General features: G+C 44.0%; 22 protein-coding genes. 20 read left to right on the forward strand and 2 right to left on the reverse strand.

Annotated features, from left to right (window positions below; translation table 11 throughout):
• Positions 1-8 precede the first annotated feature (8 nt).
• From G573_RS0103775 to G573_RS0103805, 7 genes are all read left to right on the forward strand, one after another.
• Positions 9-1,856: a glucose PTS transporter subunit IIA gene (locus G573_RS0103775; RefSeq protein ID WP_027975460.1), complete on the forward strand. Its 1,848-nt coding sequence runs from the start codon at positions 9-11 to the stop codon at positions 1,854-1,856.
• Between the two features lie 10 nt (positions 1,857-1,866).
• Entirely contained in the window at positions 1,867-3,330 is a 1,464-nt protein-coding gene (locus G573_RS0103780; protein ID WP_027975461.1) for a glycoside hydrolase family 1 protein, read from the forward strand.
• Positions 3,331-3,507: 177 nt separating this feature from the next.
• Positions 3,508-4,515: a mevalonate kinase gene (gene mvk, locus G573_RS0103785; RefSeq protein ID WP_027975462.1), complete on the forward strand. Its 1,008-nt coding sequence runs from the start codon at positions 3,508-3,510 to the stop codon at positions 4,513-4,515.
• A gap of 185 nt (positions 4,516-4,700) precedes the next feature.
• Positions 4,701-5,420, forward strand: a complete 720-nt coding sequence (locus G573_RS0103790; protein ID WP_027975463.1) for a metal ABC transporter ATP-binding protein — start codon at positions 4,701-4,703, stop codon at positions 5,418-5,420.
• A complete protein-coding gene (locus G573_RS0103795; RefSeq protein WP_027975464.1) occupies positions 5,421-6,269 on the forward strand; it encodes a metal ABC transporter permease in 849 nt (282 codons plus the stop codon).
• Between the two features lie 23 nt (positions 6,270-6,292).
• Entirely contained in the window at positions 6,293-7,213 is a 921-nt protein-coding gene (locus G573_RS0103800) for a metal ABC transporter substrate-binding protein (protein ID WP_027975465.1), read from the forward strand.
• Between the two features lie 109 nt (positions 7,214-7,322).
• The gene (locus tag G573_RS0103805; protein WP_027975466.1) at positions 7,323-7,973 is read left to right on the forward strand and encodes a metal-dependent transcriptional regulator; all 651 of its coding nucleotides are present in this window, start codon (positions 7,323-7,325) and stop codon (positions 7,971-7,973) included.
• A gap of 174 nt (positions 7,974-8,147) precedes the next feature.
• Here the strand turns inward: G573_RS0103805 and G573_RS0103815 are convergent, their stop codons facing one another.
• Positions 8,148-8,834 (reverse strand): helix-turn-helix domain-containing protein, encoded by a 687-nt coding sequence (locus tag G573_RS0103815; RefSeq protein ID WP_027975467.1) that lies wholly within the window; start codon positions 8,832-8,834, stop codon positions 8,148-8,150.
• A 243-nt stretch (positions 8,835-9,077) separates the two neighbouring features.
• On the opposite strand from G573_RS0103815, the gene G573_RS0103820 reads away from it, so the two are divergent.
• From G573_RS0103820 to G573_RS0103885, 13 genes are all read left to right on the forward strand, one after another.
• On the forward strand, positions 9,078-9,344 hold the full coding sequence (locus G573_RS0103820) for an ACT domain-containing protein (protein WP_027975468.1): 267 nt from the start codon (positions 9,078-9,080) through the stop codon (positions 9,342-9,344).
• Between the two features lie 17 nt (positions 9,345-9,361).
• Complete coding sequence (locus tag G573_RS0103825; RefSeq protein WP_027975469.1) at positions 9,362-10,699, forward strand: PFL family protein; 1,338 nt, start codon at positions 9,362-9,364, stop codon at positions 10,697-10,699.
• A gap of 72 nt (positions 10,700-10,771) precedes the next feature.
• The gene (locus G573_RS0103830; RefSeq protein ID WP_027975470.1) at positions 10,772-11,482 is read left to right on the forward strand and encodes a histidine phosphatase family protein; all 711 of its coding nucleotides are present in this window, start codon (positions 10,772-10,774) and stop codon (positions 11,480-11,482) included.
• Positions 11,466-12,218 (forward strand): M15 family metallopeptidase, encoded by a 753-nt coding sequence (locus G573_RS0103835; protein WP_027975471.1) that lies wholly within the window; start codon positions 11,466-11,468, stop codon positions 12,216-12,218. Before G573_RS0103830 ends, G573_RS0103835 begins: the two co-directional genes overlap by 17 nt.
• Positions 12,219-12,221: 3 nt before the next feature.
• Positions 12,222-12,809 (forward strand): glycoside hydrolase family 73 protein, encoded by a 588-nt coding sequence (locus G573_RS0103840; RefSeq protein ID WP_027975472.1) that lies wholly within the window; start codon positions 12,222-12,224, stop codon positions 12,807-12,809.
• Positions 12,810-13,210: 401 nt separating this feature from the next.
• Positions 13,211-14,245, forward strand: coding sequence for a heat-inducible transcriptional repressor HrcA (gene hrcA, locus G573_RS0103845; protein ID WP_027975473.1), 1,035 nt, complete (start codon positions 13,211-13,213; stop codon positions 14,243-14,245).
• Positions 14,246-14,322: 77 nt separating this feature from the next.
• Complete coding sequence (grpE, locus tag G573_RS0103850) at positions 14,323-14,865, forward strand: nucleotide exchange factor GrpE (RefSeq protein ID WP_027975474.1); 543 nt, start codon at positions 14,323-14,325, stop codon at positions 14,863-14,865.
• Between the two features lie 460 nt (positions 14,866-15,325).
• Entirely contained in the window at positions 15,326-17,158 is a 1,833-nt protein-coding gene (gene dnaK, locus G573_RS0103855) for a molecular chaperone DnaK (protein ID WP_027975475.1), read from the forward strand.
• Positions 17,159-17,563: 405 nt separating this feature from the next.
• Positions 17,564-18,697 (forward strand): molecular chaperone DnaJ, encoded by a 1,134-nt coding sequence (gene dnaJ / locus G573_RS0103860; RefSeq protein WP_027975476.1) that lies wholly within the window; start codon positions 17,564-17,566, stop codon positions 18,695-18,697.
• A 253-nt stretch (positions 18,698-18,950) separates the two neighbouring features.
• On the forward strand, positions 18,951-19,700 hold the full coding sequence (gene truA / locus G573_RS0103870; protein ID WP_027975477.1) for a tRNA pseudouridine(38-40) synthase TruA: 750 nt from the start codon (positions 18,951-18,953) through the stop codon (positions 19,698-19,700).
• Positions 19,690-20,457 carry a bifunctional hydroxymethylpyrimidine kinase/phosphomethylpyrimidine kinase gene (locus G573_RS0103875; RefSeq protein ID WP_027975478.1) on the forward strand — a complete coding sequence of 256 codons (768 nt, stop codon included), beginning with the start codon at positions 19,690-19,692 and terminating at the stop codon, positions 20,455-20,457. The genes truA and G573_RS0103875 overlap by 11 nt, the downstream gene beginning before the upstream one ends.
• On the forward strand, positions 20,447-20,911 hold the full coding sequence (locus G573_RS0103880; protein WP_027975479.1) for an ECF transporter S component: 465 nt from the start codon (positions 20,447-20,449) through the stop codon (positions 20,909-20,911). The genes G573_RS0103875 and G573_RS0103880 overlap by 11 nt, the downstream gene beginning before the upstream one ends.
• A gap of 31 nt (positions 20,912-20,942) precedes the next feature.
• Positions 20,943-21,506, forward strand: coding sequence for a TIGR01440 family protein (locus tag G573_RS0103885; RefSeq protein WP_027975480.1), 564 nt, complete (start codon positions 20,943-20,945; stop codon positions 21,504-21,506).
• A gap of 45 nt (positions 21,507-21,551) precedes the next feature.
• On the opposite strand, the gene G573_RS0103890 is transcribed toward G573_RS0103885, so the two are convergent.
• Positions 21,552-22,415, reverse strand: coding sequence for a mechanosensitive ion channel family protein (locus tag G573_RS0103890; RefSeq protein WP_027975481.1), 864 nt, complete (start codon positions 22,413-22,415; stop codon positions 21,552-21,554).
• Between the last annotated feature and the right edge of the window lie 32 nt (positions 22,416-22,447).

Below are 22,447 nucleotides of genomic sequence, written 5' to 3' on the forward strand. Positions count from 1 at the left end.
AGAATGCCATGGATTACAAGAAATTAGCCCAAGAAATTATTGCTGACGTAGGCGGTGCCGCTAATGTTGATATACTTTCGCATTGCATGACACGACTGAGATTTAACCTCAAAGATGCTTTGAAAGCGGATAAAAAAGCTTTAGAGGAGCTGGATGGTGTTATGGGTGTGGTTTATGCCGGCGGCCAGTATATGGTTATTCTCGGGGAAAATCTTCTGCCTGTTTATGATGCTATTGTTCACGGCTTTGATATAAAAACCGGAGGAGCGATTGCTGAAAATTTAGATGGTGATTTGAAACAAAAAGAGCCTTTGACTTGGAAAAATGCACTCAATAAAACAATTGGCTTTATTTCCAGCTCAGTAACGCCAATGATTCCGGGATTGATTGCCGGCGGTATGCTGAAAGTAGCACTTTTATTGGTGGTTACTTTTATTAGCGCAGATTATGCGAATTCTCCCAGCTATCAGCTGCTCTCTGCTATTGCAGATGCACCCTTTTATTTTATGCCGATTTTTGTGGCTTACGGAGCGGCAACAAAGCTGGGCGGCACACAAATTTATGCCATGGCCGCAGCGGCAGCCTTGCTTCATGGAAATTTTACAGCCTTGGTAACAGCAGCAAAGCCAATTAGCTTATTTGGTCTGCCAGTGAATCTGCTTTCTTATGGAACGACGCTGCTGCCGGCTCTTTTGATTGCCATCGTTGCTTATTATGCAGAAAAACTACTAAATAAAATTATTCCTAATATTTTTAAAGCTGTTTTTGTCGGGATGGGAACTATTTTTATTGCAGGTAGTTTAGGCTTCCTGATTTTGGGACCATTGGGAAATTATGTTGGCCGAGGAATTGCTGCTCTCTTTATGTGGCTGGATGGAACTGTCGGTGCCTTAGCAGTTGGTTTGTTAGCGGCTGCGCTTCCGTGGATGGTTATGGCCGGAATGCATACTGCCATTACACCTTTCATGCCTCAGCTGATTTCCAATCCGGGTTATGATTCCATGCTGCGGCCTGCCTTTTTAATGCACAATATGGCTGAAGGCGGAGCTGTCCTTGGAGTAACAGCGCGCACCAAAGATAAAATAAAGCGCAGCGAATATCTGTCAATTGCGATTGGCTGTATTGTTGCCGGGGTTACCGAACCTGCTATTTACGGGGTCAACCTTAAATATAAAAAACCGATGTATGCTGTTATGGCCGGAGGCTTTGCTGGTGGTCTTGTTGCCAGCTTTCTTGGTGTTCGTGCCTATGTTATGGGTTATTCTAATATTTTGTCTCTGCCTATTTTTAAAGAAACAGCTTGGGCAGCAGCCATTAGTATTTTAGTATCAATTATTGTTGCAGCCATCGTAGCTTTTGTTTTGGGAATTGACAGTAAAGATCTAGAAAAGGCAACAGAACCTGTTAAAGTTCAGGTAGCAGATGATGCTATTGTAGCTGTAGCAGATGGTCAGCTGCTTGCGCTTGAAGATGTTGCTGATGAAGTCTTCTCTTCTAAAATGATGGGAGATGGTGTAGCTATCACTCCAGAAAGTGATTTTATTGTTGCTCCTGCTAATGGCCGGCTGACAACGGTTTTCCCGACAGGGCATGCTTTTGGTTTGGTGCGGCCGGACGGTGTCGAAATTCTTGTGCATATTGGTATTAACACAGTTGAATTACAGGGACAGGGATTTGATGTTCTTGCTAAGCAGGGAGATTTGGTCAGAGCCGGGCAGCCAATTGTTAAGGTTGACCGTGATACCTTGATGCAAAAAGGTTACGATTTAACCACCATGATTGTTGTTACAGACAGCAAAGACAAACAAATATCACTTAAACATGAAGGAACAGTAAAATCAGGAACAGTGCTGTAGGAGAAGATTTATGACTTATCAATTACCAGAAGGATTTTTATGGGGCGGAGCGACCGCGGATTTTCAGTTTGAAGGGGGCTTTGGTGAAGGGGGGCGCGGTCTTTTGTCTCACGATTATGAAACCGATGGCTCGCCGGAAAGTCCTCGTCACCACACGATGAAAATGCCGGATGGCTCTATTATCAGACCCAGAAGTTCTTTCTTCTATGCTGATCCGGTACCTCCGGAAGCTAAGCCTATTTTCCTAGATGAGGAGTATTATCCCAGTCATAAAGCCGTAGATTTTTACCACCATTACAAAGAAGACATTGCTTTAATGGCTGGTATGGGCTTTAACGTCTTTCGCTTTTCAATCTGCTGGAGCCGTATTTTTCCAACGGGTGAAGAAGAGTTACCAAATGAGGAAGGCTTGCAGTTTTACGACAAGGTCATTGATGAAATGGCCAAATATCACATGGAACCGCTGATTACTATCTGTCATGATGAGATGCCGATGCATTTGGCGCTTAAATATGATGGTTGGTCCTCTCGTTACTTAATTGATGCCTATGTTAAGTATTGCAAAGTTCTTTTTGAACGCTACGGAGATCGCTGCCGCTATTGGCTGACTTTTAATGAAATCAATGCAGTGCGGGGCTTTGGTCCGTGCGGCACCAGAAATTCAACAGGTCAGGATCGCTATCAGGCCGTACATCACATGTTTGTTGCCAGTGCTAAGGCTGTTAAACTGGGGCATGAAATGATGCCTGACAGTCAGTTTGGCGCTATGTATGCCATGAGTGAGCTTTATGCTGCCACCTGTAAGCCGGAAGATGTTTTTCAGCGTCTGCAGGAGCGGCGTGAAAATTGGTATTTTATTGACACAATGGGTCGCGGCTACTATCATCCTTATGCCAAAGATCTTTGGCGGAGACACGGCGTTAAAGCTATTCAGATGGCTAAAGGAGATAAAGAACTTTTGCGTGAAGGACAGCTGGATTTTATTTCTTTCAGCTACTATCGCTCTAACACAACTCAGGCGGGAGATGACTGGTTCAATGTCGGCGGCTCTGCTAATCCTTATCTCAAAGAAACACCTTGGGGCTGGGCTGTTGATCCCTTAGGGCTTCGCCATGTGATGAATGAAATTTATGACCGTATTCAAAAGCCACTCTTCATTGTTGAAAATGGAATGGGGGCTGTTGATCAGGCAGATGCAAACGGCTATGTGGAAGATAACTACCGAATTGAATATCTGCGGGATCATCTGCGTGCCATGGCAGATGCGGTGAATATTGACGGTGTTGCATGCCTAGGCTATACCATGTGGGGGCCTATTGATCTGGTTTCCCTTTCAACGGGCGAAATGAGGAAACGCTATGGTTTCATCTATGTTGATATGGATGATAAAGGACAAGGCAGTCTTAAACGAAGTCCTAAAAAATCCTATGCATGGATGAAAGAGATTATTTCCACCAATGGTGCAGCCCTTTAAATTTCTACAATATAGAAAACCTCTTTTTCGGTAAGCGTACGTTTATTAAAAACGGTCAGCAGGAAAAGAGGTTTTGCTGTGTGCAAAAATCACTGCTGCATTGGATCAATATTCTTTGAAAATCAAAAAATATTTTTTAGACTGAGCAGGTCTCAGAAAAGTGATATAATAAAAAGTATGATTAGTCCTCAATTAAAAGAAAAAAGAAACATTATTATTGAAAAGAAGGTTGCTTTAGGGAAGGCATCCGGGAAAATTATTCTAATGGGAGAACATGCGGTTGTCTACGGGGAGCCGGCGATTGCTCTGCCCTTTTCAGCGGTAGAAACAGTAGCAGAAGTAAAAGGAGAGGGTGAAGCGCTGACAGTCACTTGTGACTTTTATGACGGTCTGGTGCATAAAATGCCCGAGATCCTCGAAAGCCTTAAGCACGCCATACGTTTTTCCCTTTACCGGATTGGGGCGCCGCAAGATCCGCCTATCCATATAGATATCCGCTCCACTATTCCTGCTGAACGCGGAATGGGTTCCAGCGCAGCGGTTGCTGTTGCTATTGCCCGAGGCCTCTTTAATTTTTATGGCAAGGACTTAAGTGACAAGGAACTGTGGGAGATTGTTCAGTCATCAGAAAAAATTGCGCACGGCAATCCTTCCGGAATTGATACAGTCACGACCAGCGGTACAGCTCCTGTTTTTTTTGTTAAGGATCAGCCGATTGAGCAGTTAACCATTGACATGAATGCTTATCTGGTTGTTGCTGATACCGGTCAGACAGGACAGACCTTAAAAGCCATTCAAGCCGTTAAGGAGCTCTTGCATGGGGGGGAAAGGATGGATGCTGAGCTGTCTATTAAGGAATTGGGTGAGCTGTCCAGATTGGCAAAAGAAGCCCTTCTTGACAATCAGATTCAGGATTTAGGAGAGGTTATGAATGAGGCTCAGCAGCTTTTAGCTTCGCTGACAGTGTCTAATCCCATGCTTGATCGTTTGGCTCAGGTGGCAAGGCAGGCCGGTGCTTTAGGCGCTAAATTAACCGGCGGCGGCCGCGGAGGCTGTTTAATTGCTTTGGCGGCGACTAAAGAAAACGCAGCAGCGATTGCTGCCAGTCTTTTAGAAAATGGCGCCCGTAAAACCTGGTGTCAATACTTAGGCAGTGTGTCACGCCAGCCGAATAATAAGGTTTAAGAACGGCTGCCAGCAGTTTAACAGTGCATCATTTATTAAGAACAAGACAGCAGAGTGATTTTTCCAATCATTCTGCTGTCTTTTTTTGTTTTGAGCAGCTGCACCGACTTAAAGTCTGTTTAATATTAAAATTAACTTGACTTAATTTTAATATTAAGTTATATTATTTACAAAAGGAGGATAAGATGCTGAAAATAGAAAATTTAAGTGTTGCATATCAAAATCAGCTTGTTCTAGATCATATTTCTTTAGAAATCGCCTCTGCCGCCATTACCGGAATTATCGGGCCTAACGGTGCCGGCAAGTCAACTCTGTTTAAAGGGATTTTAGGAATGGTGGACCATCAGGGGGAGAGTTTCATTGATGGAAAAAAGCTGAGTCAGATGCTTGAACGGGTGTCATATGTCGAACAAAAAGCGGCCATCGATCCTAATTTTCCTATCCGGGTAAAGGAATGTGTGGCTCTGGGTCTGTTTTCTAGGTTAGGTTTCTTTTCGAGGCTGAAAAAACAAGACTGGGATCGTGTTCAGGAAGCCCTTGCCCGGGTTAATCTGGAGGCTTATGCGGAACGCCCTATCAGTCAGCTTTCGGGCGGTCAGTTCCAGCGCATGCTTTTAGCTCGCTGTTTGGTCCAAGAGGCGGATTATATTTTCTTAGATGAGCCTTTTGCAGGTATTGACACGGTCAGCGAAGAGATGATTATGGAGCTGCTGCAGGCGCTTAAAGCAAGGGGAAAGACGATTTTAGTCATTCATCACGACTTAAGTAAGGTTGAGGCTTATTTTGATCAGGTGCTGCTGTTAAACAGAAAAATTTTTGCATTTGGTCCTACTAAGGAGGTTTTTACGCAGGAAAATTTAAGCAAAACCTATGGTTCTTCATTTTTAGCGGCAGGAGGTGTTTAGGTGATTTTAGAATTTTTAACAGGCTTACAACAGTTTCATTTCTTGCAAAATGCCTTGATAACCGCTGTGGTTATCGGTATTGTCGCAGGAGCAATCGGCTGTTTTATTATTCTTCGCGGAATGTCTCTTATGGGAGATGCTATCTCTCATGCCGTTCTGCCGGGAGTGGCCTTATCCTATATTTTAGGGATTAACTTTTTTATCGGAGCCATTGTTTTTGGTCTTTTAGCTTCCCTGATTATTACATTTATCAGGGAAAACAGCATTATAAAGGGAGATACAGCTATCGGAATCACGTTTAGTTCCTTTTTGGCTCTGGGCGTTATTTTGATTGGCTTTGCCAACAGTTCAACCGATTTGTTTCACATTTTGTTTGGCAATATCTTAGCTGTCGAGGATACAGATAAATGGATCAGCTTAGGGATTTCACTGTTTGTTCTTCTAGCGATAGCTCTGTTTTTCAGACCTTTGCTGCTGACTTCTTTTGACCCTACTTTGGCTAAATCCATGGGAGTGCCGGTCACTTATTATCATTATCTGCTGATGGTTTTACTGACTTTGGTATCTGTGACAGCCATGCAAAGTGTGGGAACTATCTTGATTGTTGCCTTGCTGATAACGCCTGCAGCGACAGCCTATCTATATGCTAACAGCTTAAAAACCATGATTTTTTTGTCATCGGCTTTAGGGGCTCTGTCATCAGTCTTAGGACTGTTTGTCGGTTATAGTTTTAACATTGCTGCGGGCTCAAGTATTGTTTTGACCTCAGCGCTGATTTTCTTGTTTTCCTTTATCTTTGCTCCTAAGCAGAGATTTTTAAAAAAGAAAACTGAGAAGTACTCTATTTAAATACAACATAAAGGAGAATTTACATGAAAAAGTTTGCTTTATGCCTGCTTGCCTGCCTATCTCTGGCAATTTTAGCAGCCTGTTCCGGGCAAAAGACGGCCGCTAAAAAGCTGAATGTGGTCACTGCAAACTCTATTATTGCAGATATTACGAAAAACATTGCCGGCAGCAGGGTTAATCTGCACAGCATTGTTCCTGTCGGCCGTGACCCGCACGAATACGAACCCCTGGCAGAGGATGTCAAGAAAACCTCTCAGGCGGATTTGATTTTTTACAACGGCATTAATCTGGAAAACGGCGGTCAGGCTTGGTTTACCAAGCTCGTTAAGAATGCCGGTAAGAAGCCCGGAAAAGATTATTTTGCAGTCAGTGACGGAGTCAAGGTCATTTATCTGAAAGGCGGTAAAAGAAAGGGCAGAGAAGATCCTCATGCCTGGCTTAATCTGCAAAACGGCATTATCTATGCCCGCAATATTATGAAACATCTTTCGGAAAAAGATCCTAAAAACAGATCCTACTATGAGAAAAACTTCAATACCTACCGGGCGAAGCTGGAAAGGCTCCATCAGCAAGCAAAAGAAAAGATGGACAGCATTCCGGCTGAAAAGAAAATGATTGTCACCAGTGAAGGGTGTTTTAAGTATTTTTCGCAAGCTTATGATATCCCATCGGCCTATATCTGGGAGATCAATACGGAAGAAGAAGGAACACCGGATCAAATCAAAAATTTGGTTGAGATTTTGCGGGAAAAACAAGTTCCGGCACTTTTTGTGGAAAGCAGTGTTGATGCACGTCCGATGAAAGCTGTCGCTAAGGACACAGGACTTCCCATTGCCGCTAAGATCTTTACAGATTCCGTTGCTAAAAAAGGACAGGCAGGAGACAGCTACTATGCCATGATGAAATGGAATTTAGATAAAATCACTGCCGGTCTGTCCCGGTAGACTTAGTCACTGCAGCTGTCTGTGCTAAGCAAGGACCCAGACTGAAAACTTTTATCCACTTTTTGTTAACATTTTGATATAATGAGTTTGACAAAGAAGAGGATAAACTATGACACCTAACAAAGAAGACTACCTTAAAATTATCTATGAGCTCGGTGAGCACGGGGAAAAAATCAGCAATAAACAGATTGCGGCCAAGATGTCAGTCTCTGCTCCGGCAGTTTCAGAAATGGTCAAAAAGCTTCTGCAGGAAGGCCTGATTCTTAAAGATAAACAGGCAGGCTATCGTCTGACCAATGAGGGGATGGCTTTGACATCGGCCCTCTACCGCAAGCATCGCTTAATTGAAGTTTTCTTGATGAATCATCTGGGCTATACAGCAGATGAGATTCATGAAGAAGCTGAGGTGCTGGAACACACGGTCTCTGATATTTTCATCGAACGTTTGGACAAGCTGCTTAACTATCCCAAGGTCTGCCCGCATGGAGGTACTATCCCTCAGCAGGGGGAGCCTCTGGTTGAGAAATACCATACGACCCTAAAGGGAACAGCTAAGAAGGGTTCTTACATCTTAAAACGTGTTCAGGATAATTTCCAGCTGCTGAAATATATGGAGCAGCACGCTTTAAAGATTGGTGATGAATTGACGCTCTTAGAGTATGATGATTTTGCCGGTGCCTATACAATTGAAAAAGATGGCAGACAGCTGCAGATTACATCAGCTGTGGCTGCCCAGATTTACGTTGAAAAGAGAGCGTAAGCTGATTTTTACGGTTGTTAGGGTGTCTAAACAGCTAAAAAGCGGAACCAAACCGATTCTTTTTAAAATTATCGGTTTGGCCCCGCTTTTTGCTTTTGCTTGTTGATTTTAAACGGCAGGACTGCTGTTTGCAAGTAAAGATTACAGATGCCCTCATGTTTTTTGATGGCAATTTCAAGCTTCAAGAGGCATAAAGTTGCCGACAATCAGTCCGATAATGCGGGGATTGTCCTCGTAAGGAGCAAATTTATCGGCATATTTTTTATTGAGAGAGACCAAGCGCAGGCCCTTTTCCTCACGATAGACTTTTTTGATATAGGTTTGACCGTTCCAATCTACGGCATAAATAGCACCATCGTAGTCAAATCCTGTCTGCTTGATAAGAGCCACCTCACCGTTAAGAAAAGTGGGTTCCATCGAATCTCCAAAAATCCAAGCCGCAAAATCATGGTCAATTTCCTCATCGTAAAAGACCGTGTCAAAGTTACCGTCGCCAAAATAAGAGTAGCCGCTACCTGCAGATAATTTTTCGTAAACCTTGTAGCTGTAAAGCCTGCTTTCCATTGTTTTCACCGCCTCGTTTTGTTTCCTTAGTAAATCGTGTGAGTAGTTCAGTGTTTTTTTCTGATTTTCCGCATTTAGCTGGCTGTAAATCCGGACAATATCATATTGGGCTGAGAAATAAGCCGGTTCGACCCTCAGCAGCCGAGCTAATTTGGCCAAATTTTTTTGATTGGGTCGGGTTTTATCCGCTTCCCAATTAAAATAAGACGGCCGGGAAATTTCCAGCTGTTCAGCTGTCTGTGCTTGTGAAAGCCCAAGTTCTTCTCTTCTTTTTTTCAACCTTTTGCCTGAAAACATAAGCTCCCTCCTTGTTAGTTTATAAACTAATTACAGTTTATCATCTTTGATGATAAAAGGCAAGCAGGAGCTAGAATAATTCTTTTTCACGGTCAATGTTTAGGAATTTAACAGGTAATACAAACTTTTACGGCTGGACAAGGAGAAAATAGAGGAAAAACCGAACATTAATACATTTTTGAATATAGAATTTTCATCTTTTTTATGCTAAAATAAATAAAATATCATACTTTGGAGGCTTTTATGAAAGCGATTATTACAGTGGTTGGAAAAGATACAACCGGAATTGTAGCAGGTGTGGCAACGAAGATTGCAGAGCTCGGGCTTAATATCGATGACATTACCCAGACTGTTTTGGAGGGTTATTTTACCATGATGACAGTCGTGTCTGCTGATGAGAAAAAAGATTTTGCTCAGCTTAGGCGTGAATTTGAGGAGCTGGGTGATAGCTTGAATGTTAAGATCAATATTCAAAGCTCGGCTATTTTTGATGCCATGCATAACTTATAAGACGGGAGCTTGAAGTAATGGATATTAAACAGGTTACTGAAACAATCGCTATGATCGAAGAGCAGAATTTTGATGTCCGCACCATTACGATGGGGATTTCACTGCTCGACTGTATTGATTCGGATATCAACAAGGCGGCTGAAAAAATATATCATAAAATTGTTGCTAAAGCTGGCAAGCTGGTCGAAGTTGGCGATGACATCTCAGCAGAACTGGGGATTCCCATCGTCAATAAACGTATTTCTGTGACACCGATTTCCATCATCGGGGCAGCGACAGATGCCGATGATTATGTTCCTTTGGCAAAGGCGCTTGACCGTGCGGCTAAGGAGATTGGCGTGAACTTTATCGGCGGCTTTTCGGCCTTGGTCCAAAAGGGTTATCAAAAAGGCGATGAAATTCTCATCAACTCCATTCCGCGGGCTTTGGCGGAAACTGATTTTGTCTGTTCTTCTGTCAATATCGGATCAACCAAGTCCGGTATCAATATGACTGCGGTTGGTGACATGGGGCGGATCATCAAGGAAACGTCTGCAGCTTCTGAGATGGGACCGGCCAAACTGGTCGTCTTTGCTAATGCTGTTGAAGACAACCCTTTTATGGCAGGAGCCTTTCACGGTGTGGGTGAAGCTGATGTTGTCATTAATGTCGGGGTATCAGGTCCCGGAGTTGTTAAGCGTGCTCTGGAAAAAGTTCGCGGTCAAAGTTTTGATGTTGTCGCTGAAACGGTCAAAAAGACCGCCTTTAAAATTACCCGTATCGGTCAGTTAGTGGGAACACTGGCCAGCGAGCGCCTCGGCGTCAAATTCGGAATTGTCGATCTGTCGCTGGCTCCGACTCCGGCTGTCGGAGACTCGGTTGCCCGTGTTCTGGAAGAAATGGGACTGGAGACGGTCGGAACTCACGGAACAACGGCAGCGCTGGCTCTTCTCAATGACCAAGTCAAAAAGGGCGGTGTCATGGCCTGCAACCAAGTCGGCGGTCTGTCGGGAGCTTTTATTCCGGTTTCGGAAGATGAAGGTATGATTGCAGCAGTGCAAAACGGTTCGCTCAATCTTGAAAAATTAGAAGCAATGACAGCGATTTGTTCGGTCGGCCTGGATATGATTGCCATTCCAGCCGATACTCCGGATACAACGATTGCCGCTATGATTGCCGACGAAGCAGCGATTGGTGTTATCAATCAAAAAACAACAGCCGTCCGCATTATCCCTAAAGGCAAAGAGGGGGACATGATTGAATTCGGCGGCCTGCTGGGTGCTGCTCCGGTCATGTCAGTTAATAAAAATTCATCAGCCGATTTTATTGCTAGAGGCGGGCAGATTCCTGCGCCAATACACAGTTTTAAAAATTAAGAGAGCACTTGCAAGTTTTTTGCAAGTGTTTTCATTTAATGATATAATATAGGCTAGATTAGGAGGGTAAAAATGGCAAAGACAAAACTCTATATAGCTAGACATGGGAAAACAATGTTTAATACAATTGGACGTGCCCAAGGTTGGAGTGATACCCCTCTGACAACATTCGGTGAAGAAGGCATACGGGAATTGGGTGTAGGCCTGAGAGAGGCTAAGATCCCTTTTAAGGCGGCCTTCTCCAGTGACAGTGGCAGGACCATGCAGACCATGGAAATTATTCTTCGCGAGACGGGCAATGAAAATCTTCCTTACACACGTGATAAACGCATTCGAGAATGGTGCTTCGGCAGTCTTGACGGCGGTTATGACGGGGATCTGTTTCAGGGAGTTCTGCCGCGGACAGCAGCCTTTAACACAGGCAAGACTTTTACAGAAGTCACTTACCCTGAGCTGGCGGCCAGTCTCGTAGAAGTAGATACGGCTAATTGGGCGGAGCCCTGGGATGTTATTGAAAATCGTATTTACGGCGGTTTTGAAGCCATCGCTCAGTCTATTGAGAAATCCGGTGGCGGCAATGCTATCGTGGTCAGCCATGGTTTGACTATCGGAACTTTCGTGTGGCTGATTGATCATGAGCAAGAAAAGACGGCTATCGATAATGGCAGTGTGACGGTTGTTTCTTATGAGAATCAAAAATTTTCGATTGAAACAATTGCAGATATGGCTTATCGTCATCAAGGAAGACAAATTTTGAAAGAAGCTAATGAGAAAGAAATCTAGTTTACTAACTGTTTTATTGCAAGTTGGGGTTGTTCTGCTCTTTGTTTTTGGGATTTACCTTTTCCTGAATAAAGATCAGCAAGGCAGTCATCACGAGACTGCAAAAAACAAAACGGAACAGACAGCACAAAAGAAGACCTCGGCTCATCAGGCATCAAGTCTGCCTGATGTTTCGCCGGATGACTGGGAGCTGGTTTTGGTTAACCGAGACCATATAACAGCTGAGATGAATCCTGATTTGGCAGATATTAACGGTATTTCAGTAGATTCTCGTATTGCAGAGAATACCCGCAATTTTCTGGCAGCTGCTCAAAAAGTTGATGCCGGCGAACATTTGATATCAGGCTACCGCAGTGTTGCCTATCAGGAAGAGCTTTACAACAATTATGTGGCTCAGGAAAAAGCAAATAATTCCAGTCTGAGTCAGGAAGAGGCTGAAAAACAGGTTCAGACCTATTCGCAGCCGCCGGGAGCCAGTGAGCATCAAACAGGCTTGGCGGTTGATATGAGTACCGTTGACAGCCTGAATGAAAGTGATCCGGATGTTGTTGCCAAGATTGCTGAACTGGCGCCTAAGTATGGCTTTGTCCTGCGTTTTCCTAAGGACAAAAAGAGCGCAACAGGTATTGACTACGAAGATTGGCACTATCGCTATGTCGGCGTAAAATCGGCCAAGTATATGACCAAGCATAATCTGACCTTAGAAGAATATTTAGAAAAGTTAAAGGAGAAATAGGCGGTGAGAGCAAGACTCAAGTTTAAGTTTTTTGTGGTAATTAGTTCAGTTCTGCTTCTGGCTGTTTTCCTGCCGATTTTAGGCAGCGGAGGATTAGCGAGTGCTCAAAAGGAGACTGCCAGCACTTACAGCCATAAAGAATTTATCCGAGAAATTGCTCCGACAGCTCAGAAATTATCCAAAACGTATGGGGTGAGAAGCTCGGTAATCATCGGTCAGGCAGCTTTGGACAGTGATTTTGGCCGGACGCTGCTGGCTAATAAGTATCACAACCTTTTCAGCATCAAAGCCAAAGCCGGTCAGGGAGGTATCCGTCTGAAAAGCCGTGAATATGAAAACGGCCGCTGGCATCCGGTTACTAACCGCTATCTTGTTTATAAGTCGTGGGACGATTCTTTATATGATTATCTGGCGCTCCTGCGGCAGGATAAGATATGGGATAGGGCGCTCTATACGACAATGACGACTTCCAGCGGCTACAAAACAGTTGCCAGAGCTCTGCAGGCTGCCGGTTTTAACAGCGATCCCAACTACGCTGATAAATTAATTGCTACAATAGAAGAGAATGATTTGACAGATTATGACCGATAAAACCGGGATTTGTCCGAGTATGTGCACAGGCTCATACTTAGACAGCCCGGTTTTTTAGTGTACTGAGTGAGACAGCCCGCTCTTCTAGGTCTGAACACTGGCAGCTAGGAATTCTTAAGTGCAGTTACCAAGGTAGATTCCTTAAATGCAAAGCGCTGTTAATCACAGACGAAAAAGCAGAAATCGGGAAAGTCACTGTTCAGCCATGGCTTGGTTTTTATGCTATTTAAAAAACGGACTAGGTCCTGAGATGTATTTTTAGCACTCAAACAAAAAGAGTGCTAAAAAATGATGTTTTTTCCTTGACAGAAATTGTGAATGGAGTATAATGGAATCATGAAGTTAGCAGTCGGATATTGAGAGTGCTAATTTTATTGAGCAGAGATTGGAGGTCAGCTTAGATGATTACCCAACGTCAAAAAGATATTCTCAATTTGATCGTTGAGATTTTTACTAAGACGCATGAGCCCATCGGTTCTAAAACACTCCAAAATTCGATTGCTTCAAGCAGTGCAACGATCAGAAATGATATGGCGGCCTTGGAAAAGCTGGGGCTCTTGGAAAAGGCGCACACTTCCAGCGGACGTCTGCCCAGCCAGGAAGGTTTTCGCTACTTTGCGGAACACTCTTTAAATCCGGATAATCTGGATGAACAGGATGCCTACCAAGTTATCAAGGCTTTTGATTTTGAGGTCTTTCGTTTAGATGACCTTCTGCAAAAAGCCAGCGATGTTCTGGCAGAGCTGACAGGCTATACGTCACTGATTATGGATGTAGAACCAAAGAGGCAGTGTTTGACCGCCTTTGATATTGTTAAGCTCAGCAATCATGATGCCCTGGCGGTTTTAACCTTAGATGAGGCCAGTCCTATAACAGTGCAGTTTGCCATACCTAAGAATTTTTTGGACAGCGACTTGCTCACTGTTGTAAAAATTGTTCGGGAACGTCTCTTGAATCAAACGGTGCTGGATATCCATTACCGTTTGCGAACAGAACTTCCGCAGATTATCCAAAAGTATTTTCCGCGGACAGATAATGTTTTGGATTTATTTGACCATATTTTCAAGCAAATTTTTCAAGAGAAGGCTTTTATCGCCGGAAAAATTAAAACGCTGGAATTTGCAGGGCTTGATACCTATCAATTTCTGGATAATCCGCAATCGGCTGCTTTGGCCATTCGCGAGAGCATCCCGGAGGATGAAACCTATCGCGTACAAATTGCTGAAAGCCGTGAAAAGAGTTTATCAGAGCTTACCGTTATCAGTCAGAAATTTCTTATTCCTTACAGAGGATTTGGCATTTTGACGGTGATTGGTCCGGTAGACTTGGATTATCGGCGAACGGTCAGTCTGCTTACGATTATCAGCCGCATCTTGGCGATTAAGCTTGGTGATTTTTACCGCTATCTCAATAGCAATCACTATGAAGTTCACTGAGCTGATAAGATTTTCAGACCCTTACCGGTTTAAGAAGAAATTTGTTTCATAAAAACACAAAGAAAAGAGGTGCTACCTTGTCGGAAAAAGAGACTAAGGAAGAAATCAAGGAAGAAGCGCAGGCTGCCAAAGAGCAGGAAGAAACCAAATCTGTCGAAGAAACAGCTGAGGAAATTCCTGAAAACAAAGAACTGCAGGAAGCTCTTGAGCGGGCAGAAGATTTTGAAAATAAGTACCTGCGTGCTCATGCTGAAATGCAAAACGTTCAGCGCCGCGCCAATGAAGAGCGTCAAAGCTTGCAGAAGTACCGCTCGCAGGACTTAGCGAAGAAAATCTTGCCGAGTCTGGATAATCTGGAGAGAGCTCTGGCAGTGGAGGGCCTGACAGATGATGTCAAAAAAGGACTCGAAATGGTTCAGGAAAGTCTTGTTCAAGCGCTTAAAGAAGAGGGAGTTGAAGAAGTCGAACTGGAAAACTTTGATCCCAACCTTCATATGGCAGTACAGACTCTTGAAGCAGATGACGACCACCCTGCAGACTCTATTGCGCAGGTCCTGCAAAAAGGCTACAAATTGCACGAGCGCCTGCTGAGACCAGCAATGGTGGTGGTATATAGCTAGTCACTATTGATGGCCATTAGAATGGCTCATCATTAGACGGCAACCGCTGTGACGGATTGCCTAGACTACTTACTAGCTCGCTAGCAAAATGTTATCGATTTTGCTATCTCACGTCGCAACATAACCTGACCGAAATGTCATAAAACTATGAATATAATAATGTTTGCAAGCCATAGGCTTGCTCAAAAACGACATTTTTCGCCGTGGCGAAAGTCAGATAACAATACTTGTTATCTGACAGGGAAATTTTGAGACTTCTGGCTCAAAATTTAGCCATGAAACCAAAGGTTTGCTGGCGTCCCCGCCACCTAAGAAAAATATCAAAACGAAAAAATATTAAGAGGAAAAAAGAAAGGAATTGAACGTTATTATCAGTCACCAGAGGAAGAAAGCGGTGCTTTCTCCATCTCCTGATTGAAACAGTCCATCGGACTATTACAACGTTCTTGGTATCTTAACTATGTCTAAAATTATTGGTATTGACTTAGGTACAACTAACTCAGCTGTCGCAGTTCTTGAAGGAACTGAAAGTAAAATTATTGCAAACCCGGAAGGCAACCGTACAACACCTTCTGTTGTTTCATTCAAAAATGGTGAAATCGTTGTCGGAGATGCTGCTAAACGTCAAGCGGTAACTAATCCGGAAACAATTCTTTCCATCAAATCAAAAATGGGAACTTCTGAAAAAGTTTCAGCTAACGGTAAAGAATACACACCTCAAGAAATTTCAGCGATGATTCTGCAATATTTGAAGGGCTATGCTGAAGATTATCTTGGTGAAAAAGTGACAAAAGCGGTTATCACGGTTCCTGCTTACTTTAACGATGCACAGCGTCAGGCAACAAAAGATGCTGGTAAAATTGCCGGTCTTGAAGTAGAGCGTATTGTCAACGAACCAACTGCAGCTGCGCTTGCCTACGGTCTTGATAAGCAAGATAAGGATGAAAAAATCTTGGTATTTGACCTTGGGGGCGGTACCTTTGACGTTTCTATCCTTGAATTGGGTGACGGTGTCTTCGACGTACTGGCAACAGCTGGTGACAACAAACTCGGCGGGGATAACTTTGACCAAAAAGTTATTGACTGGCTGGTAGAAGAATTCAAGAAAGAAAACGGTATTGATTTATCAACAGATAAGATGGCTCTGCAGCGTTTGAAAGATGCGGCTGAAAAAGCTAAAAAAGATCTTTCCGGTGTCACATCAACTCAGATCAGCCTGCCTTTCATCACTGCCGGAGAAGCCGGACCTCTTCACTTGGAAACAAGCCTTTCTCGTGCTAAATTTGATGATTTGACTCGCGACCTTGTGGAACGTACGAAAACACCAGTTCGTCAAGCACTTTCTGATGCCGGTCTGTCATTGTCAGAAATCGATGAAGTTATCTTAGTCGGCGGTTCAACTCGTATTCCGGCTGTTGTTGAAGCGGTTAAAGCTGAAACCGGCAAAGAACCAAATAAATCAGTAAACCCTGATGAAGTCGTTGCTATGGGTGCTGCTATCCAAGGAGGTGTTATCACCGGTGATGTCAAAGACGTTGTCCTTCTTGATGTTACCCCATTGTCACTGGGTATTGAAACCATGGGCGGTGTCTTCACAAAACTGATTGACCGCAACACAACTATCCCAACATCTAAATCACAAGTCTTCTCAACCGCTGCTGACAACCAGCCTGCTGTTGATATCCATGTTCTTCAAGGTGAACGTCCGATGGCTGCAGACAACAAGACACTGGGCCGTTTCCAATTGACAGATATTCCTGCAGCTCCTCGCGGTATCCCACAAATTGAAGTAACATTTGATATTGATAAAAACGGTATTGTTTCAGTTAAGGCTAAAGACCTTGGTACGCAAAAAGAACAAACAATCGTTATCAAGTCTAATGACGGACTCAGCGAAGAAGAAATTGACCGCATGATGAAAGATGCGGAAGCAAATGCGGAAGCAGATGCAAAACGCAAGGAAGAAGTTGACCTTAAGAACGAAGTTGACCAAGCTATCTTTACAACTGAAAAAACCATCAAAGAAACTGAAGGCAAAGGCTTTGACAGCGAACGCGATGCTGCTCAGTCTGCTCTTGATGACTTGAAGAAGGCTCAAGAATCAGATAATATTGAAGATATGAAAGCTAAACTTGAAGCCCTCAATGAAAAAGCTCAAGCACTTGCCATGAAACTTTACGAACAAGCAGCTGCAGCTCAGCAGGCACAGGCAGGTCAAGAAGGCGCAGCTGATGCTGGATCATCAGATAAAGGCGGCGATGATGTCGTAGATGGTGAGTTTACTGAGAAATAACTCGTTAAGAATGACTAACCACTAAAGCGGTTGTCATTCTACGGCAATCGCTATGGCGAATTGCCTAAACGACTTACTAGCTCGAAAAGCATTTAATGTCGAAATGCTTTTCTCACGTCGTAAAACAATCAGCAGTACGTCTCAAAAATATTAACGGCTAAAAACCAATCGCAGAGGTTGCAACCCAGCCTCTGTTTTTGGGTAATAGCGTCAGCAATAAAAGCGGTCGAAGACCGCACAGCCGATAATTTTTGCCGTGGTGGGAGTAACAGTAGCTTTAGCTGCTGTTACGAGGGGATTTTTGAAACCTTTGGGTTCAAAAATAAGCAATGGAACGACATAGTCGGTCGCTTGCGTCCCCACCACCTAAGAAAATTATCAAAAAAATAACAAAAGGTATTTAAGATGAATAATACAGAATATTATGATCGTCTGGGGGTGTCAAAGAACGCCTCTCAGGACGAAATTAAAAAAGCCTATCGTAAGATGTCAAAAAAATACCATCCCGACATCAATAAGGATCCTGGGGCTGAGGAAAAGTATAAAGAGATTCAGGAGGCCTATGAAACGCTAGGCGATGAGCAAAAACGTGCCGCTTATGACCAATACGGTCCGGCGGGAGCTGGCGGCGGCTTCGGCGGTAATGGTGGTTTTGGCGGATTTGACAGCTCAGGCTTTGGCGGTTTCGAGGACATTTTTTCAAGTTTCTTCGGCGGCGGAGCTTCCAGAAATCCTAATGCACCCCGTCAGGGTGATGATCTCCAGTATCGTGTTAATCTTCAGTTTGAAGAAGCTGTTTTTGGTACGGAAAAAGAGGTTCATTATAACCGTGAAGCAACTTGTGGAACATGTAACGGATCGGGAGCCAAACCCGGCACCAGTCCTGTTACCTGCGCTAAGTGTCATGGATCAGGTGTTATCAATGTGGATACTCAGACACCGCTTGGCATGATGCGCCGCCAAGTGACTTGTGATGTCTGTCACGGCAGCGGTAAGGAAATCAAGGAACCTTGTCAGACTTGTCATGGAACGGGTCATGAAAAGCAAAACCATAAGGTCTCTGTCAAAATTCCTGCCGGTGTAGAAACCGGTCAGCAAATTCGTCTGGCAGGCCAAGGCGAAGCCGGCTTTAACGGCGGCCCTTACGGAGATCTCTTTGTCATTATCAATGTGATGAAGAGCGACAAATTTGAACGTGATGGCTCAACCATTTACTACAGTCTGAACATTAATTTTGTTCAGGCAGCTCTTGGCGATACTGTTGAGGTGCCGACTGTTCACGGTAATGTTGAGCTGGCTATTCCTGCCGGAACGCAGACTGGCAAGACCTTCCGTCTCAAAGGTAAAGGGGCACCGCGTTTGCGCGGCAATGGGCAGGGAGATCAGCACGTGACCGTTAATGTTGTTACACCGACAAAACTGAACGATGCTCAAAAAGAAGCCCTGCAGGCTTTTGCTAAGGCCAGCGGTATTGATCCGGTTCACCCTAAGAAAAAAGGATTTTTTAACAAGGTAAAAGATGCTTTTGATGATATGTAAGAAATAAAAGACCAAGGGAAATCTGAGCTGCCCAAAAGTTGGACAAAAATCTAACGATCAGGGCAGTTCAGGAAATCCTTTGGTCTTTTTTGATTTTAATCGTTTTTAAGACAGCAGCCAAGCTCGGTTTTTTTCTGTATGGCTGGTGCAGGTGGCTGCGACTTGTTCCAATTTCCAAGAGCTTCAAACTGTCCCCGTACAGACGGTGGCACTTTATCTTGTCTCTCGGTTTTCAGCGTGCTATAATGCAGCTATGGTACGTTATAAAGCGATTATTTCTTATGATGGTACAGCCTTTTCCGGCTTTCAGAGGCAGAAAAATGCCAGAACTGTTCAGGAAGAAATTGAGAAAACTCTTTGTCGATTAAATTCCGGTAAGGCTGTTAAACTTCACGGCGCAGGCCGAACAGATGCCGGCGTTCATGCTTATGGTCAGGTTATTCATTTTGATTTAGCTGAAAAACGTGATTTAGAAAGACTGCGGTTTGGTTTGGACACGCAGACACCGGATGATATTGATGTTATCAGGGTTGATTGTGTTTCTGAAAATTTTCATGCAAGGTATTGCAAACACAGTAAAACCTACGAGTTTCTAGTTGATCTGGGACGCCCTAAAAATCCCCTCATGCGCCACTATGCGACGCATTTTCCCTATGCCGTTGATGTTGCTGCTATTGAGCGAGCGATAAAAAAATTGCGTGGGACGCATGATTTTACAGGATTTACAGCTTCCGGAACGAGTGTTGACAACAAAATCAGGACTATTACCCGCGCAGATGTTGCTTTTGATGAGCAGAAACAATTTTTGATTTTTACTTTTACGGGGAATGGTTTTTTGTATAAGCAGGTTCGAAATATGGTCGGAACTCTGCTGAAAATTGGCAATGGGCGTATGCCGGTTGAGCAGATTGACCGTATTTTAGAGTCAAGAGATCGGCATTTGGCAGGGCCTACGGCCGCTCCCAACGGACTGTATTTAAAGGATATTAGTTATGACGAATAAGTTTGTTTTAGCCATTTCAGGCAATGATATTTTCAGCGGCGGCGGTTTGTATGCCGATCTGGCAACCTATACTGTTAATGGTTTGCAGGGCTTTGTAGCAGTGACCTGCCTTACTGCTGTGACAGAAGAAAAAGGCTTTGAAGTGTTTCCTGTAGACAGCGGCGTTTTTGCCAAGCAGCTAGACAGTTTGGCCGGTATCAATTTTTCTGCCATAAAACTAGGCCTTCTTCCCAATGTGGCAATAGCTGAAAAAGCGCTGGATTTCATTAAAAAACAAAAAGGTGTTCCTGTGGTTTTAGATCCGGTTCTTGTTTGCAAGGAAAATCATGATCTGGAAGTCAGCGCGCTGAGGGATGAGCTGCTTCAGTTTTTCCCCTATGCCACTGTTATTACACCCAATCTGGCAGAAGCACAGCTCTTGACCCAAACAACCATAAACAGTTTGGAGGACATGAAAGAAGCAGCCAGGATACTGCATGGTCTGGGGGCTCAAAATGTGGTTGTTAAGGGCGGCAATCGTCTCAGCAAGGATAGAGCTCTTGATGTCTTTTATGATGGCCAGCATTTTCAAGTCTTAGATTATCCTATCTTAGAAACTAATAATACAGGGGCAGGCTGTACGTTTGCATCAATCATTGCCAGTCATCTAGTGCTTGGAAAGACTGTTCAAGATGCGGTCAGGGAGGCGAAAGCGTTCGTCTATCATGCGATTGAAAACTCAAATGATTACGGAGTAAAACAAAATTATGAAAGATAACAAGGTGCGGCGGTTAAGTCTGCTTGCCGTCTTAACCGCCCTAACTCTTGTTCTGGGACTTTTTCTAAAGATTCCGACGCCAACAGGCTTTTTAACCTTTCTGGATGCCGGTATTTACTTTACTGCTTTTTATTTTGGCAGTAAGGCAGCGGCTGCTGTTGGCGGTCTGTCCGGCTTTTTGCTTGATTTGACAGCCGGCTATCCCAATTGGATGTTAATCAGTCTTTTGGCGCACGGAATGCAGGGATACTTTGCCGGCTGGCGCGGTAAGAAGCGCAGTTTAGGCCTCGTTTTAGCTTCCTTGGCCATGGTTGGGCTCTACTTTTTGTTTTCTATTCCTTTTTATGGTCTGGGAGCGTCGCTTGCAGGTATCTGGGGCAATCTGCTGCAAAATTTTTTGGGCCTGCTGGTCGGCTGGTTTCTTAATGCAGCGTTAAAAAGTATGAAGAAATAAAGCCTTATTTTAGAGCAATGTGAGGTGGAAGATGGATTTACAAGAGTTAGAAACAAAGGCACAGGCGATTATTGCTGATTTGGTTGAACGCAGCGGGATTAAAAAAGGTCAGATTTTTGTTCTTGGTCTATCCAGCAGTGAAGTTGCCGGCGGAGTGATAGGGCAGAATTCTAGCCTTGAAATTGGCGAAGTTCTTGTTAAGACGATTTTGTCTTATCTTGATGACAGGGAAATTTATTTGGCAGTTCAGGGCTGTGAGCACCTGAATCGTGCGCTGGTGGTTGAGCGTGAACTGGCTGAGAAAAAAGATTTGGAAATCGTCAATGTTCTGCCGACGCTGCATGCCGGCGGGAGCGGTCAGCTGGCGGCTTTTAAATACATGAAAGATCCTGTTGAAGTTGAAAGGATCACTGCCTATGCAGGTCTTGATATTGGTGATACGGCTATCGGTATGCATGTCAAGCATGTACAGGTACCCTTGCGGCCTGCCCTGCGTGAATTAGGCGGAGCCCATGTCACTGCCTTAGCCAGCCGTCCTAAGCTGATTGGCGGGGCGCGAGCGAACTATCAGCCTGATCCGATTCGTAAATTTTAAAAAACAGCTCCTCAGCAGAATGAATCTGCTGAGGAGCTGTTTTGTTTATTTTTGCGCTTGAGCCTGAGGCATAATATTAGCTGTTGGCAGGGCGATACCGGCAGCAGTGAGCGCTTCTTGATAAAGGCGGTAAAAGATGTAATAAATCTGAATTTGTTTGCCGTTTTGGACAAAGATATCTACTCGAAAAACCATTTGTCCTGTTAAGACAGACGTTGTCGCACCTAAGATATTGGGAACACCGACAATTTCAGGATAGGCCGAAATATTTTCCTCGTTGACCTTTTTGATGATAGAGGTCACTGTTTCAAGGTTAGTATTGGCATAGATGGGAATATCGATCTGAGCACGCATGTCACCGCGTGACAGATTGCTGACAATGGTAATGTTGCGGTTGGGAATGAAATGCAGTGTGCCGTCAAAGTCGCGGATTTGTGTGGTCCGGATGCCAACATTGGAAACCGTTCCGGCAATAGTTCCGGTCACTGCATTGAGCTTGACGGAATCGCCGACATCAAACTGACGCTCGAGCAAAATGAAAAAACCATTGACCAAATCAGAAAGGAAGCCCTGGGCGCCGAGTCCGATAGCAACACCGGCAATTCCTGCCCCGGCCAATAAACTAGAGACCGGCAGCCCGATAATCGCTAACATCCAGTAAATCAGCAGAAAATACAAGCTGTAATCCATCAGGTTATGAAAGAGTTTCGCCAAAGTTTTTTGCCGCGCCTGACTGTATTTAGCCAGAGAGATAGATTTCGAAATGGCTTTGTTAAAAAGGTAGTTGATGACCTTTTTAGCGATAGCGAAAACTAAGAGTAAAAGAATGATGGACAGAAGCTTAGAAGAGAAGTTAAATAGCATCTTCTCAAGATCAAAATTGCCCAGATAAGAAGTCATAAATTTCATGGTTTTAGTGTATCAAAAAAACAGAAAATAAA

This window comes from Streptococcus devriesei DSM 19639 (assembly GCF_000423725.1).
Classification (GTDB): domain Bacteria; phylum Bacillota; class Bacilli; order Lactobacillales; family Streptococcaceae; genus Streptococcus; species Streptococcus devriesei.